General features: G+C 68.3%; 18 protein-coding genes. 4 read left to right on the top strand and 14 right to left on the bottom strand.

All coding sequences use genetic code 11. The annotated features are described in order from the left end of the window. Position 1: 1 nt before the first annotated feature. From G6N31_RS22950 to G6N31_RS22935, 4 genes are read right to left on the bottom strand one after another with little or no spacing between them, the layout of a single operon-like run. Entirely contained in the window at positions 2-778 is a 777-nt protein-coding gene (locus tag G6N31_RS22950; protein ID WP_098002252.1) for an ABC transporter permease, read from the bottom strand. Continuing rightward, positions 775-1,443, bottom strand: a complete 669-nt coding sequence (locus G6N31_RS22945; protein WP_098002192.1) for an ABC transporter permease — start codon at positions 1,441-1,443, stop codon at positions 775-777. The genes G6N31_RS22950 and G6N31_RS22945 overlap by 4 nt, the downstream gene beginning before the upstream one ends. A gap of 5 nt (positions 1,444-1,448) precedes the next feature. Next, the gene (locus G6N31_RS22940; RefSeq protein ID WP_098002193.1) at positions 1,449-2,555 is read right to left on the bottom strand and encodes an ABC transporter ATP-binding protein; all 1,107 of its coding nucleotides are present in this window, start codon (positions 2,553-2,555) and stop codon (positions 1,449-1,451) included. 3 nt (positions 2,556-2,558) lie between these two features. After that, a complete protein-coding gene (locus G6N31_RS22935; RefSeq protein WP_098002194.1) occupies positions 2,559-3,509 on the bottom strand; it encodes an ABC transporter substrate-binding protein in 951 nt (316 codons plus the stop codon). Between the two features lie 66 nt (positions 3,510-3,575). On the opposite strand from G6N31_RS22935, the gene G6N31_RS22930 reads away from it, so the two are divergent. Both G6N31_RS22930 and G6N31_RS22925 read left to right on the top strand, forming a co-directional pair. Further along, positions 3,576-3,926 carry a LapA family protein gene (locus G6N31_RS22930; protein WP_098002195.1) on the top strand — a complete coding sequence of 117 codons (351 nt, stop codon included), beginning with the start codon at positions 3,576-3,578 and terminating at the stop codon, positions 3,924-3,926. 7 nt (positions 3,927-3,933) lie between these two features. Then, positions 3,934-4,572, top strand: coding sequence for a DUF998 domain-containing protein (locus G6N31_RS22925; protein WP_163722331.1), 639 nt, complete (start codon positions 3,934-3,936; stop codon positions 4,570-4,572). Here the strand turns inward: G6N31_RS22925 and G6N31_RS22920 are convergent. Both G6N31_RS22920 and G6N31_RS22915 read right to left on the bottom strand, forming a co-directional pair. Next, a complete protein-coding gene (locus G6N31_RS22920; RefSeq protein ID WP_098002197.1) occupies positions 4,567-5,586 on the bottom strand; it encodes a phosphotransferase family protein in 1,020 nt (339 codons plus the stop codon). The two genes, G6N31_RS22925 and G6N31_RS22920, sit on opposite strands and share 6 nt — an antisense overlap. A 10-nt stretch (positions 5,587-5,596) precedes the next feature. Continuing rightward, positions 5,597-6,205, bottom strand: coding sequence for a histidine phosphatase family protein (locus G6N31_RS22915; RefSeq protein ID WP_098002198.1), 609 nt, complete (start codon positions 6,203-6,205; stop codon positions 5,597-5,599). Between G6N31_RS22915 and G6N31_RS22910 the strand changes: the two genes are divergently transcribed. Next, the gene (locus tag G6N31_RS22910) at positions 6,182-6,985 is read left to right on the top strand and encodes an SDR family NAD(P)-dependent oxidoreductase (RefSeq protein WP_098002253.1); all 804 of its coding nucleotides are present in this window, start codon (positions 6,182-6,184) and stop codon (positions 6,983-6,985) included. The genes G6N31_RS22915 and G6N31_RS22910 overlap by 24 nt on opposite strands. A 21-nt stretch (positions 6,986-7,006) precedes the next feature. Here the strand turns inward: G6N31_RS22910 and G6N31_RS22905 are convergent, their stop codons facing one another. After that, positions 7,007-8,884, bottom strand: a complete 1,878-nt coding sequence (locus G6N31_RS22905) for an alkyl/aryl-sulfatase (protein WP_098002199.1) — start codon at positions 8,882-8,884, stop codon at positions 7,007-7,009. 48 nt (positions 8,885-8,932) lie between these two features. On the opposite strand from G6N31_RS22905, the gene G6N31_RS22900 reads away from it, so the two are divergent. Further along, the gene (locus tag G6N31_RS22900; RefSeq protein WP_098002200.1) at positions 8,933-9,484 is read left to right on the top strand and encodes a cupin domain-containing protein; all 552 of its coding nucleotides are present in this window, start codon (positions 8,933-8,935) and stop codon (positions 9,482-9,484) included. Here G6N31_RS22900 and G6N31_RS22895 read toward each other — a convergent pair. The 7 genes from G6N31_RS22895 to G6N31_RS22865 are packed head-to-tail and all read right to left on the bottom strand — an operon-like array spanning position 9,481 to position 13,022. After that, positions 9,481-9,894: an MmcQ/YjbR family DNA-binding protein gene (locus G6N31_RS22895; RefSeq protein WP_098002201.1), complete on the bottom strand. Its 414-nt coding sequence runs from the start codon at positions 9,892-9,894 to the stop codon at positions 9,481-9,483. The genes G6N31_RS22900 and G6N31_RS22895 overlap by 4 nt on opposite strands. Next, on the bottom strand, positions 9,887-10,390 hold the full coding sequence (locus tag G6N31_RS22890) for a metallophosphoesterase family protein (protein WP_098002202.1): 504 nt from the start codon (positions 10,388-10,390) through the stop codon (positions 9,887-9,889). The genes G6N31_RS22895 and G6N31_RS22890 overlap by 8 nt, the downstream gene beginning before the upstream one ends. A gap of 4 nt (positions 10,391-10,394) precedes the next feature. Next, positions 10,395-11,156 carry a DUF6390 family protein gene (locus G6N31_RS22885; protein WP_098002203.1) on the bottom strand — a complete coding sequence of 254 codons (762 nt, stop codon included), beginning with the start codon at positions 11,154-11,156 and terminating at the stop codon, positions 10,395-10,397. Further along, positions 11,140-11,391 (bottom strand): HypC/HybG/HupF family hydrogenase formation chaperone, encoded by a 252-nt coding sequence (locus G6N31_RS22880; RefSeq protein WP_098002204.1) that lies wholly within the window; start codon positions 11,389-11,391, stop codon positions 11,140-11,142. Before G6N31_RS22880 ends, G6N31_RS22885 begins: the two co-directional genes overlap by 17 nt. After that, entirely contained in the window at positions 11,382-11,864 is a 483-nt protein-coding gene (locus G6N31_RS22875; protein WP_098002205.1) for a hydrogenase maturation protease, read from the bottom strand. Before G6N31_RS22875 ends, G6N31_RS22880 begins: the two co-directional genes overlap by 10 nt. A 12-nt stretch (positions 11,865-11,876) precedes the next feature. Continuing rightward, positions 11,877-12,647, bottom strand: coding sequence for a hydrogenase nickel incorporation protein HypB (gene hypB / locus G6N31_RS22870; protein WP_098002206.1), 771 nt, complete (start codon positions 12,645-12,647; stop codon positions 11,877-11,879). Positions 12,648-12,686: 39 nt separating this feature from the next. Then, positions 12,687-13,022 carry a hydrogenase maturation nickel metallochaperone HypA gene (locus tag G6N31_RS22865; RefSeq protein WP_098002207.1) on the bottom strand — a complete coding sequence of 112 codons (336 nt, stop codon included), beginning with the start codon at positions 13,020-13,022 and terminating at the stop codon, positions 12,687-12,689. Between the last annotated feature and the right edge of the window lie 30 nt (positions 13,023-13,052).

Raw genomic sequence — 13,052 nt, 5'->3', positions numbered from 1 at the left:
CCTATACCGTAGGCGACGCCGTCGGAGGCGTGCGGGGGGATACGCTGCTTGCCGAAGACCGGGCCTCCAGCTTCACCTCGTCACCGAGAAGCGGCTGCGGCATGCGGCGCAATCGATCCCATCGGCCGCTGCCCGGCACCGACAGCCAGACCGCGAAGGCCAGCACCGCGTCGAGGACCAGTGCCAGCACGGTGACCATCAGCGCCCCCACCAAGGCCAGATAGAACTCCCGGACTTTGATGCCGTCGATCAGATAGCGGCCCAGACCGCCGAGGCTGGCATACGCGGCCACCGTCGCGGTGGCGACGATCTGCAGGGTCGCGGTGCGCAGTCCGCCCAGGATGAGCGGCATCGCGTTGGGGGTCTCGACCCGCAGCAGAATGCGGCGTTCGGTCATGCCCATCGACCGCGCCGCGTCGACGACCGTCCGGTCGACGTTGGCGATGCCGGAATAGGTACCGGCCAGCAGCGGCGGGATGCCCAGCAGCATCAGCGCCACCGTGGGCGGGACCAGGCCCAGCCCCCACAGCAGTACACCGAGCAGCAGCACGCCGAGCGTCGGCAGCGCACGCAACGCGTTCACGCCGGTGACGACGAGGAAGGTGCCGCGACCGGTGTGCCCGATGACCATGCCCAGTGGCACGGCGATCAGCGCCGAGAAGAACACCGCGATGCCGGTGTACTGCAGATGCTCGACGGTGCGCGCCGCCAGGCCGGCCGGGCCGCCCCAGTTCGATGCGGTGAAGAGGTACGCCAGTGCCTCGTGCAGGAAGTTCACGCCGGTGCTCCCGCCTTGGCCGCGGCGGGCCGCTGGCCGCGGGTCCACGGCGTCAGCAGTTTGCCGACAGCCATGATCAGCGTGTCGATGACGATCGCCAGCACGAAGATCGCGATGATGCCGGCGACGATCTGGTCGCTCTTGTTGGCCTGGTAGCCCTCCGTGAACCAGGTGCCCAAGCCGCCGATACCGATGACCGACCCGACCGCGACCATCGAGATGTTGGTCACGGCGACCACCCGCAGACTGGCGACCAGCACCGGAAGCGCCAGTGGCAGTTCTACTTTCAGCATCCGCGTCAGGGGCCGGTAGCCGACGGCGGTGGCCGCGTCGAGCACGGCGGGCGACACCGCGTCCAGCGCTTCGGGTACCGCACGCACCAGCAGCGCGACCGTGTAGAGCGTGAGCGCCACGATCACGTTGGCCTCGTCGAGGATCCGGGTGGGGATGATCAACGGCAGCACCACGAACAGGGCCAGCGACGGGATCGTGAACACGATGCTGGCGGTCACCGTGGTCAGGCGGCGCAACGCGGTGGTGCGCTGCACGAGTGCCCCGAGTGGCACCGCGATCAACAGGCCCAGCACGATCGGGATCAGCGACAGCCGCAGGTGGATCAGCGTCAGCTCCCAGAGCGTGTCGAGGTGGGTGACCAGATACCGCATCGGCGCTACCTCTGGCCCGCCGCGCGCTGTTCGTCCAGCGCGGCGAGCACGTCGTCGGCTTTCACCCCGCCGAGCACCTGCCCGGCGGCGTCGACGGCCACGCCCAGCCCCGACGGCGAAGACAACGCCGCATCCAGCGCCAGCCGCAGCGTGCCGTCGGGCCGGAACAGTGAGCCCCCCGCGATCGTGCTGTCGTAGAGCGATCCGCCGTTGCGGTGCAACTCGACTCCGTCGGCGTCGATCCATGCGTACGGCGCGCCGTCGGGACGGGTCACCAGCACCCAGTCCCCCGCTCCGAGTGCCAGCGCATCGATCTCGGGCTCCCCGACATGCCGGATGTCGTGCAGCGGCAGACCTGTCGCGTGGTAGAACTGCAGCCCGCGGTAGCCGCGGTCGGCCCCGACGAACGCGGCGACGGCGTCGTTGGCCGGATTGGACAGCAGCCGGGCGGGTGCGTCGTACTGCTGCAGCACTCCGCCGCGGCCGAACACCGCCACCTTCTCCCCGAGCTTGAGAGCTTCGTCGATGTCGTGGGTGACGAAAACGATCGTCTTGTGCAACTCGTTCTGCAGACGCAGGATCTCGGTCTGCAGATCCTCCCGCACGACCGGGTCGACGGCACTGAACGGCTCGTCCATCAACAGGATGGGCGGGTCCGCGGCGAGCGCGCGGGCCACCCCGACGCGCTGCTGCTGACCGCCGGAGAGCTGAGCCGGATAGCGGTCGGCCAACTTCGGATCCAGCCCGACCCGCTCCATCACCGCGATCGCAGATCTTCGTGCGCTGCGCCGGGATTCACCGCGTAGCACCGGGACCGTGGCGACGTTGTCGACGACACGCAGATGCGGCATCAGCCCGGCGCTCTGGATCACGTAGCCGATGCCCAGACGCAGCTTCACAGCGTCGACCTTCGTGACGTCCTTCCCGTCGACCGTCAGCGTGCCCGAGGTCGGGTCGATCATCCGGTTGATCATCCGCATCGACGTGGTCTTACCGCAGCCCGACGGCCCCACGAACACCGTCAGCGTGCCCTGCGGGACCTCCAGCGACAGGTCGTCGACCGCCACGGTGCCGTCGGGGTATTTCTTGGTGACGTGCTCGAAATTGATCACGACTCACTTCCCCATCGGCTGGTCGAAACCGTTCTCGGCGATCCACGTCGCCGCGGCTTCGTCGGGATCCACACCCTGATTCCCCTCCACGGAGGTGTTCAGTTCGATCAGCGCTTCGGTGGTCAACTTGGCACTGACGGCATCCAGGACGGTCTTAAGTTCGTCGGACATCTTCTGCGACGCGACCAGCGGCACCACGTTCGCGGCCAGGAACACGTTCTCGGGGTCCTCCAGAACCACCAGCCGGCTCTGCTCGATGGCCGGAGAGGTACTGAAGATGTTGGCCGCGGTGACGGTTCCATTGGTCAGCGCCTTGACCGTCGCGGGGCCGCCACCGTCGCTGATCGCGATGAAGTTCGCCGGCGCGATGTCGAGGCCGTACTTCTCCTTCAGACCGACCAGACCGGTCTGTCGGGTCTGGAACTCCGACGGCGCACCGACTTTCACCTCCGGTGAATAGGCGGCGAGGTCCCCGATCGTCCGGAGGTTCCAGCGCTGCGCGGTCTCCTCCGACACGGCGAGGGTGTCCTTGTCTTCCGCGGGCGAGGGATAGAGGATCGACAGACTGCCCGGCAGGACCCGCAAAAGGTCCAGCAGCACCTCGTCGGGCGTGGTCGCGGTGCTGTCGGCGTCGAAGTACTGCAGCAGATTGCCGGTGTACTCCGGGATCAGGTCGATCGAATGATCCTGTACCGCAGGGATGTAGGTCTCCCGGCTGCCGATACCGAAGTTGCGCGAGATGGTGAAGCCGTTGACCTCCAAGGCCTGGGCGTAGATCTCGGCGAGAATCTTCGACTCGGTGAAGTCGGCGGAACCGATCCGGATCGATTTCAGGTCTCCGGAGATCTCCCCGCCACCGAGCGGGTTGGAGCTGCCGCAGGCGGCGAGCAGCATGGCGATGACCGCGAGGACGGTCGTGACAACGGCAGGCCGGGTGTGCCGGGACCGGTTCATCCGCCTGACCTTACGACACCAGCCCGGGTGGTTTCATTCAATGCGTTTTCGGGCAATGATTGAGTAATGACCAGCGATCCGTCCGCGTCGTCGCCGGAACCGACCTCCTTCGACGCCCCCGCCACTCCCCCGACGGGAAGTGCGCCCAAGCGCGAGTCGGCGGTACACCGGACCAGAGCCGCGGCGCTGTGGGCGTCGTTGACGCTGGGCTTCCTGATCCTGATCGTGCTGCTGATCTTCATCGCACAGAACACCGAGTCCGCGGAGTTCGCGTTCCTGGGCTGGCGCTGGAGCCTGCCACTGGGCGTCGCCATTCTGTTCGCGGCCGTCGCCGGTGGCCTGATCACCGTGGCCGTCGGCGCGGTGCGGATGTTCCAGCTGCGCCGGGCCGCCAAGAAGAATCTCCTGGCGCACTAGGAGCGCGGTGCGCCTGACCCGGACCCTGCTGGGCGCGGGACCGGTCGCCGGTGCACTGTTGGTGTTCGTTTCGCTGGTTTCCGCGTTAACCCGGCCCGGCTTCCAGCCGGCACGCCACGCCAATTCTCAGCTGGCGCTGGGCGATTGGGGCTGGCTTCAGACCACCAACTTCATCGTCAGCGGACTGCTGATCGTTGCCTACGCGGTCGGGGTGTGGCGCGCCCTCGGCTTTCGTCGCGCCGGCCGGGTGAGCGCGGTGGGCCTCGGCCTGTACGGGGTGCTGGCGGGAGTGGTGGCGGGACTCAGTCCTACCGACCCGATGGCCGGTTTCCCGCCGGGTGCCTCGATGCCCGCCGCACCAAGCACGTCGGCGCAGGTGCACAGCGCGGCGAGTGCGCTCGGGTTCGTCGCCGTGGCGTGCGCTTGCCTGGCGTTTGCCCGGCACTTCGCGACCGTGGGTCGGCCCGGGTGGCGGTGGTCGTCGCTCGCCGCCGCCGCAGTCGTCTTCGCCGTCTCGGCGTATTTGGGCGTCAGTGCCGCGGTCACCGCGGACTCGGTGAACTACCTGCCGGTGTGGTTCGGCGGCGGGGCGTTGTGGGTCTACCTCAGCGCGGTGGCGTGGCGGTTGCGGCGCGACCTGTCATGACAGCTGTTCCAGTCCTGCCGCGATCAGCGGGCCGATGGCCTCGCCGACCTTGTCCGAGTCGTCGGTGACTCCGGCCTCGCGGGCCCGGTAGGCGATCCCGGCGCCGATGATGGCCAGTTTGAAGTACGCCAGCGCCATGTAGAAGTCCCAGTGGTCGAGCGGTTGGCCGGCGGCCTTCGAGTACTTCTCGGCCAGTTGGTCGGCCGGCGGGATCAGCGGCGACGCCCAGGCCGCGTCGACGTGGACGAGGTTGAACGTCGGATGCCGGTACACGCACATCAGCGCGGCGTCGCTGAGCGGGTCGCCCAGCGTCGACATCTCCCAGTCCAGCACCGCGATGACCTTGGTCGGGTCGTCGTTGTCGAGGATGGTGTTGTCGATGCGGTAGTCGCCGTGCACGATCGACGTCCGGCTCTGCGGCGGCAGCGCGTCGCCGAGCAGCCTGTGCAGCTTCGTGACGTCGGCGTCGCACGGGTCGTCGGGACGCTTGACCAGCTCCCACTGTGAACCCCAGCGCCGGACCTGGCGTTCCAGGTAACCGCTCGGCTTACCGAAGTCGCTCAGGCCGACCTCGTCGGGGTCCACTGCGTGCAGGTCGGCGAGCACCGTGATCAGCGCGTCGACGCAGGCGTGGATCGTGGATTCGTCGCCGAGCGCCTGCAGCTGGTCGGTGTGCCGCACCACCCGGCCCTCGACGTACTCGACCATCTGGAACGGCGCGCCGAGCACCGAGTCGTCGTTGCGCATCGTCACCGCACGGGCGACCGGCACCGCGGTGTCGGTCAGCGCGGCCACCACCCGGTACTCCCGCGCCATGTCGTGCGCCGACGGGGTGAGACCGTGCAGAGGCGGCCGCCGCAGCACCCATTTCGACGCGTCGTCGGCCACCAGGAAGGTCAGGTTGGACCGGCCGCCGGCGATCAGCTCGGCACGCAGATCCCCGCTGCGCGGCACTCCGACCTCCCGCAGATGGCGGTCCAGCGCGGTCAGATCGAGCCCGTCGAGGTCAGTCACGGGTGACTTTCTACCACCGCTTGTTTCTGGGCAATAAGTCCCACACGTGTTCGACGGCGTTGACCCCTGCCACCGACAACCCGAACTGCCGCGAGTGCAGCAGCCGCGTCACCGACGCGTAGTCCACGTTGAACGACAGCAGCCGTTCGGTGCGCAGGATCTGGTGCAACAGCACGTTGATCACCCCGCCATGGCTGAACAGCGCGACGGTGTCGTCGTGGTCGGCGGCGCCGACCAGATCGTCGACCGCGGCGCGGACGCGGCCCAGAAACTCGGCTTCGTCGACGCCGCTGGGCAGGTGGCCGTCGATCAGCCGCTGCAGTTCGTCCGGCCGCTCGGCCGCGATCTGCTCGATCGGGATGTAGTGCGTCAGGTCGCGGTCGTACTCGGCGAGCCGATCGTCGACCTCGACCGCGAGACCGAGCGCGTCGGCGAGCGGCTGCGCCGTCTCCACGGCACGTATCTGCGGGCTGCTGACCAGGCGGGTGATCGGGAAGCGGGCCAGCGCGTCGGGCAGGCGCTTGGCCTGCTCGACGCCCTCGGCGGACAGGCTGGGATCGGACCCCTGCCCGGGCTCGCTGCGCAGCGGCAGCGCATGTCGGACCAGAAGCAATTGCACCGTGTCACCATAGGGCGCGTGGGTGGATATGCCGATTCGCTGTTCGATCTGACCGGACGGGTGGTGCTGGTCACCGGCGGTAGCCGCGGGCTGGGCCGGGAGATGGCGTTCGCGGCGGCGCGCTGCGGCGCCGACGTGGTGATCGCCAGCCGCAAGTACGACGCGTGCGTGGCCACCGCCGAGGAGATCACCGCCGAGACCGGGCGTGCCGCGCTGGCCCACCAGGTGCACGTCGGGCGGTGGGACGAACTCGACGGCCTGGTCGACGCCGCCTACGACCGGTTCGGCAAGGTCGACGTGCTGGTGAACAACGCCGGCATGTCGCCGCTGTACGACTCGCTGAGCTCGGTCACCGAGAAGCTGTTCGACTCGGTGCTGAACCTCAACCTCAAGGGGCCGTTCCGGTTGTCGGTGCTGGTCGGCGAACGCATGGTCGCCGACGGCGGCGGGGCGATCGTCAACGTCAGCACCCACGGGTCGCTGCGTCCCGATCCGTCGTTCATCCCGTACGCGGCGGCCAAGGCCGGCCTCAACGCCATGACCGAAGCGCTCGCGCTGGCCTACGGGCCGACCGTGCGGGTCAACACGCTGATGCCCGGGCCGTTTCTGACCGACATCAGCAAGGCGTGGACCTTCGACACCGACAAGGCCTTCGGCGGCAGCGCGTTGCAGCGCGCCGGGCAGCCGCGCGAGATCGTCGGCGCGGCACTGTTCCTGATGTCGGACGCGTCGAGCTTCACGTCCGGATCGATCGTGCGCGCCGACGGCGGCATCCCCTAGCCCGATACGTCCGCGGGGGTGTCAGGGGGTGACGATCGCGAAGTTGGGATCCGGCTTGTCCAGCACCGACACCAGCGCCGCCAGCACCCCGGCATCGCCGGTGATCTCCACGCCCGGAGAGCTGGTGTCACCGGCGGCCAGGGTCAGCAGGCGCAGCTTGTTCTCCAGCCGGACGGTCGCCTGCGCGGTCGCCTCGTCGGCAGGGGTGTTGCGATAGACCAGCACACCGTTGCGCAGCGTCAGCCGATAGTTCGCCGACGTATCCGAGAAGGTGATGTCGAACGCCAGGTCCAGGTCCCACGCGCGAGGCCCGTTGACGCTGATCGCCAGCACGTCGAACATCTGCTCCGGGCTCAGTTGGCCGACCATCGACGTCGAGTTGGCCTGCACCGGCGTGCCGAAGTTCCCGTCGCGCAGCTCGGTCGCGCCGCCGAGGAAGAAGTTGCGCCACGTCGCGGTCTCGGCACCGTAGGCCAGTTGCTCGAGGGTGTCGGCGTACAGCTGCCGCGCTCCGGCGTGGTTCTCGTCGGTGAAGATCGCATGGTCGAGTAGCGTTGCTGCCCAACGGAAGTCGCCGTCATCGAAGGCGTGCTGGGCGAGTTCGACCACCCGGTCGAGGCCGCCCATCGCCTCCACGTAGCGAGGGCCGATGGCCTCGGGCGGGTGCGGCCACAGCCGGGCCGGGTTGCCGTCGAACCAGCCCATGTAGCGCTGGTAGACCGCCTTGACGTTGTGGCTGACCGACCCGTAGTAGCCGCGGGCATGCCAGGCCTGCTCCAGCGCAGGCGGCATCGCGAAGTCCTCGGCGATCTCGATGCCGGTGTAGCCCTGGTTGAGTTGACGCAGCGTCTGGTCGTGCAGGTAGGCGTACAGGTCGCGTTGCAGGGACAGGAATTCCACGATGCGCTCGCGGCCCCAGGTCGGCCAGTGGTGGGACGCGAACACCACGTCGGCGCGGTCGGCGAAGGTGTCGATGGCCTCGGTCAGGTACCCGGCCCAACCGTGCGGATCGCGCACCAGCGCACCGCGCAACGTCAGCAGGTTGTGCAGGTTGTGGGTGGCATTCTCGGCCATGCACAACGCGCGGAAACGCGGGAAGTAGAAATGCATTTCGGCGGGGGCCTCGGTGCCGGGCGCCATCTGGAACGCGATCTCGATCCCGTCGATGGTGTGTTTCTCGCCGGTGGTGCGGATGTCGACGGTCGGGACGATGATCGCCACCTCCCCGGTCGACGGGGTCTGGCCGAGACCGCAGCCGACCTGGCCCTGGGGGCCGCGTTCGAGGACGGTGCCGTACATGTATGCGGCGCGTCGGGTCATCGCCGTGCCGGCGTAGACGTTCTCCTGCACCGCATGGGCGGTGAACCCCTCGGGGGCCAGCACCGCGACGCGGCCCGCGTCGACGTCGGCCTGCGTGGTGACGCCCAGCACACCGCCGAAATGGTCGACGTGGCTGTGGGTGTAGATCACCGCGCGCACCTCGCGGTCACCCCGGTGTTCGCGATAGAGCGCCAGCGCAGCAGCGGCCACCTCGGTGGACACCAGCGGATCGATCACGATGACGCCGGTGTCGCCCTCGACGAACGTGATGTTGGACAGGTCGAAGCCGCGGACCTGGTAGATCCCGGGGACCACCTCGTAGAGCCCCTGCTTGGCCACCAGCATCGACTGCCGCCACAGGCTGGGGTGCACCGTGGCCGGCGCGTCACCGGTCAGGAACGCATAGACGTCGTTGTCCCACACGACGCGGCCGTCTGCGGCGGTGATGACGCAGGGTTGCCGGGCCGCGATGAATCCGCGGTCGGCGTCGGCGAAGTCACGGGTGTCGTCGAACGGGAGCCTCGCGTGTTGCTCCCGGTGTGCGGCTTCGATCGTCGGTGTGGGCGGCTTGCTGTTCATATGTGCAGATTGCCACGCGAGCCGTCCGACCGGTGTTTGACTGACGCAATGGACATCCGCCGAGTAGTGACCGGGCACGACGCGTCCGGGAAATCCGTGTTTGCCAGCGACGAGAAGGTCAGTCCCCGAAAGCCCGCGCTGCTCAGCGGATACGAGTTCACGATGCTGTGGGGAGGCGACGAAGCGCCTCGCTTCCCCGATGACGGGTCGATGCCGAACTGGCACACCTACTTTCCGCCCGTCGGCGGCTTTCGTTTCTCGATGTTCACCATTCCGCCCCGAGGCTCGGAACCCCCGGATCTCGCGCAGCTCGACGCCGAGGAGACAGTGGCCGACGCCGAGGACAAGTTGCCCGGGCTGCTGTCCTACATGGAGCTCGAGGACCCGGGCATGCACACCACGGACACCATCGACTTCGAGGTGGTCCTGGAAGGCACGGTGGTCCTCGAACTCGACGACGGCGCCACGGTGACCCTGCATCCGGGGGACACCGTGGTGCAGAACGGCACCCGGCACCGGTGGCACAACGGCGGGGACACTCCGGCCCGGCTGGCACTGTTCGTGTGCGGCGCCCACCACGCCAACGTCGAGCGCGGCTAACCCCGCTCGGCGAGCCACCTCTCGGCGCGCCGCTTCGACGCGCGGGACAGCCACGCGTCCTGGATCAGTTCCTGCAGTTCGCTGACGTCGACCTCACCGAGGCGGCCGCCGCGCACCAACACCGACAGGTGACCGTCGAAATGCGGGGTCGTGAAGAACGGCGAGGCGGGATCCTGGGTCAGCGCCAGCTTGTCGGCCTCGGACTCGACCCAGATGACGATGACGTCGGTGTAGCGCTCCCCGGTGTCGGGATCGAACGCATCCGGGCGCGGTGTACGGAAGAACACGAACGACTTGCCCCCGACCTGATAGATCGGGTTGGCCGCCTTCGATCCCTCGACCCGGGTCACGTGCGGCAGGGACGACGCGATCCGGTGCACGTCCTCGACGGTCGCCGGCCGGTCAGCCACGGCGCTCGAGCCGGTGCAGCACGACGTCACGCAGCACCCCGGAATGCACTGTCGCGGTCATGTACGTGCAGTGCGGCTGGCGGCGCCGGTCGGTGGGGGACCCGGGGTTGAGCAGCCGGAGCCCCGTCCGCGCGGTGGTGTCCCACGGGATGTGACTGTGACCGAACACGAGCACATCGGTGTTGGGGTACTGGCGGGCCATTCGCGCCTCGCGGCCGGTCGCGGCGCCGGTCTCGTGGGTGACGGTGAACCGCACGCCGTCGAGGACGACGTCGGCGCGTTCGGGCAGCCGCCGGCGCAACTCGGCCCCGTCGTTGTTGCCCCAGCACGCCACCAAACGGTTGGCTCTGGTCTGCAACTGGTCGAGCAGCCCGGGATCCATCCAGTCCCCCGCGTGGAACACCACATCGGCGGCGTCGACCTCCGACCACACCCGGGCAGGCAGGTCTTTGGCGCGGTGGGGAACGTGCGTGTCGGCGATCAGCAGAAGGCGCACGGGTTCAGGATAGGGCGGCGGGCGAGCGCGGGCCTGCCCGGAGCAGCCCGTTGACCAGATCGAGAGTCGACGTGGTCGTTTGCACCAGCGCCCGGTGTTGCTCCGGCCCGAGGGAGCCGCATATCCAATCCCAGTGGGCGGCCACCATGTCACCCGGTGCGGGACGCGGTGCCAGCGCGGTACCGTCGACGCCCCGCCATCGCACCGTTTCCGGCGTCGGGGCACCGAGCAGCAGCTGACCCGCCTCGAAGCCCAGGGGCTGCGAAGTCAAGACGGCATGCTCGTCGCCGACCGCGTCGACGACGCCCCACCGGATCCGGCATTGCTGCAAAATCTTCAGCGCCGGACCGGCACCGGCAGGACGCCGGGCCAGGATCGGCACCCACGGATAGACCACGAACACCTGGAAGCTGTGATGGGCGAGCAGACGGTCGTCGGGCACGGCATCCAACAGGCCGGTGGGCTGGCCCTGCAACGCGCAACGCAAGCGTTGCGCCAGCCGGGCGCCGTCGACCCCGGACTGCAGCTCACCTCCCAGCCAGTACGCCTGCACCACGTCACTGCGCAGCGGTTCGGCCCCGCCGGCGGCCGCGGCGAGTTCCACCAGATACGGCCACGCGCCGTCGAACGCCCGCGCCCGGGTCACCCGGTCGGATCCGTCGTGCCGAAGCAGCAGCGCCGGGTCCGGCGGTCCGCAGTAGCCAAGCTCGTTGGGCGGGTAGGCAAAGGCGACGAACATCGCCCAGCCGTCACTCGACGCCGTCATCGCGGCCCGATCTCAGCAACTCCAGACCCGACATGGCCTTCTGCGCACCGGCCTGGTCTGTCTTGGCCACGGCGAAGCCCATGTGGATCAGGACCCAGTCACCCGGTGCGAATGTCAGCTCGGGCAACATACCCAGATTGACCCTGCGCGCCTCGCCGGCCACCTCCACCAACGCGAGCTGGCCCGCGTATCCGTCGAGCACCTCGACCACGCGCCCCGGGATTCCTAGACACATGGCGCGGCCCCCTTCAGCATCGCCACAGCGCGGCGGACGGCGCGTAGCGCCTCCGGCACGGCGGCCGCGACCGGGGCCGACAGGCCGATCCGTGCACTGATCTCGGCGACCTCGCACCCCACCACCACGGTGCGCGGTGGACTGCCTCCCAGGGCACGCAGACTGGCGAACACCGCGCCGGGGTCCATGGCGTGAGCGTCCAGACCCGTTGGTAAAAAGCCCGATTCGTGGTCAGCTTCGAATACCCGAAGCCGGCCGGGGCTTCCCTGATCGGGTATGGCGTCCACGAGCACCAGCGCATCCCAGCCGTCGAGTAGATCGTAGGCGAGGTGCATACCCCGAATTCCGTAATCCACACCTCGGACGCCGATGCCATCCAGACCGGCGCCGACGTGGCGCATCACCTCGGGGCCGAAGCCGTCGTCACCGAGAAAAATGTTGCCGATACCGGCCACCAGGATGGATGCCGACACGATGATCCGATGTTACTCGCGCTTGCCGACGAAGTGGCGCAGCCAATCGATCCAGGCATCCATCCCCTCGCCGGTGCTCGCGCACACCGGAAGAACCGTCACCGACGGATTCACCTCGCGGATGTTGGCGATGAAGCTGCCGAGGTCGACGCCCAGGTACGGAAGCAGATCGATCTTGTTGACGAGCACGAGTTCCACCGCCCGGAACATCACCGGGTACTTCAGCGGCTTGTCCTCCCCTTCGGTCACCGAGTAGACCATGGCCTTGGCATGTTCTCCGACGTCGAACTCGGCCGGACAGACCAGGTTGCCGACGTTCTCGATCACCACGAGGTGCAGACCCGGCAGGTCGAGACCCTGCAACGCACGAGCGACCATCGGCGCATCCAGATGGCATTCACCGCCGAAACCGTCGCCGGTGTTGAGCAACGAGATCTGGGCACCACGCCCGGCGAGCTTCGCCGCATCGAGGTCGGTGGCGATGTCGCCCTCGATGACGCCGACGGCGACCTCGCCGGCGAGCGCATCCAGGGTGGCAGCGAGCACCGTCGTCTTGCCGGCTCCCGGTGAGCTCATCAGATTCAGAGCGCGAATACCGTTTCTGTCCAATGCTTCCCGGTTACCGGCTGCATGCATGTCGTTCTCGGCGAAGATCGACTCCAGCACGTCGATACGCTGAACCGCCGACCGGTATCCACTGTGATCACCATGATCATGATCGTGCTGGTGGTAGTCGTGGCTGTGGGCGGCCGCGCCTTCGTCGTGGCGGTGAAATCGGCCCATGACAGTACCTTTCGCGTGGTGCCGGCGTACGCGCCGTTCTCAGCTGACATCCAGCGAGGTGACGAGGAATTCGTTGCCGTGCAGCACCTCCACATCGGCGCTTGCGCACACCGGACACAGCACCGACCACCGGGACACGATTTCCGACCGACGGCTGCAGTCTCGGCATCGGACCTCGGCCGGCACCCATTCGAGCTCGAGTTCGGCGTCGGGCATGCTCTCGTGATCACGAACCAGTGACCAGCAGAACGTGAGCGACTCCGGGACGACCTGGCGCAGCGCACCGATGCGGACCCGAACGACCTCGACATGGCGGCCGGCCGTGTGCGGGCGCACGACCCCCGCGATCGCTTCGCACAGGGCGAGTTCGTGCATTTCTCCATGCTGCCCCTAGACGCGGTTCGG

The organism is Mycolicibacterium duvalii, from assembly GCF_010726645.1.
Lineage (GTDB): Bacteria > Actinomycetota > Actinomycetes > Mycobacteriales > Mycobacteriaceae > Mycobacterium > Mycobacterium duvalii.
This window is presented reverse-complemented; position numbering and strand designations above follow the sequence as displayed.

What these genes read in the sequence shown, in the direction of transcription:
- G6N31_RS22885 (WP_098002203.1), bottom strand. Translation starts at nt 11,156, where the DNA reads ATGACGGCGTCGAGTGACGGCTGGGCGATGTTCGTCGCCTTTGCCTAC.
- G6N31_RS22900 (WP_098002200.1), top strand. Translation starts at nt 8,933, where the DNA reads ATGGACATCCGCCGAGTAGTGACCGGGCACGACGCGTCCGGGAAATCC.
- G6N31_RS22865 (WP_098002207.1), bottom strand. Translation starts at nt 13,022, where the DNA reads ATGCACGAACTCGCCCTGTGCGAAGCGATCGCGGGGGTCGTGCGCCCG.
- G6N31_RS22935 (WP_098002194.1), bottom strand. Translation starts at nt 3,509, where the DNA reads ATGAACCGGTCCCGGCACACCCGGCCTGCCGTTGTCACGACCGTCCTC.
- G6N31_RS22945 (WP_098002192.1), bottom strand. Translation starts at nt 1,443, where the DNA reads ATGCGGTATCTGGTCACCCACCTCGACACGCTCTGGGAGCTGACGCTG.
- G6N31_RS22910 (WP_098002253.1), top strand. Translation starts at nt 6,182, where the DNA reads ATGTCGGACCAGAAGCAATTGCACCGTGTCACCATAGGGCGCGTGGGT.
- G6N31_RS22880 (WP_098002204.1), bottom strand. Translation starts at nt 11,391, where the DNA reads ATGTGTCTAGGAATCCCGGGGCGCGTGGTCGAGGTGCTCGACGGATAC.
- hypB (WP_098002206.1), bottom strand. Translation starts at nt 12,647, where the DNA reads ATGGGCCGATTTCACCGCCACGACGAAGGCGCGGCCGCCCACAGCCAC.
- G6N31_RS22905 (WP_098002199.1), bottom strand. Translation starts at nt 8,884, where the DNA reads ATGAACAGCAAGCCGCCCACACCGACGATCGAAGCCGCACACCGGGAG.
- G6N31_RS22930 (WP_098002195.1), top strand. Translation starts at nt 3,576, where the DNA reads ATGACCAGCGATCCGTCCGCGTCGTCGCCGGAACCGACCTCCTTCGAC.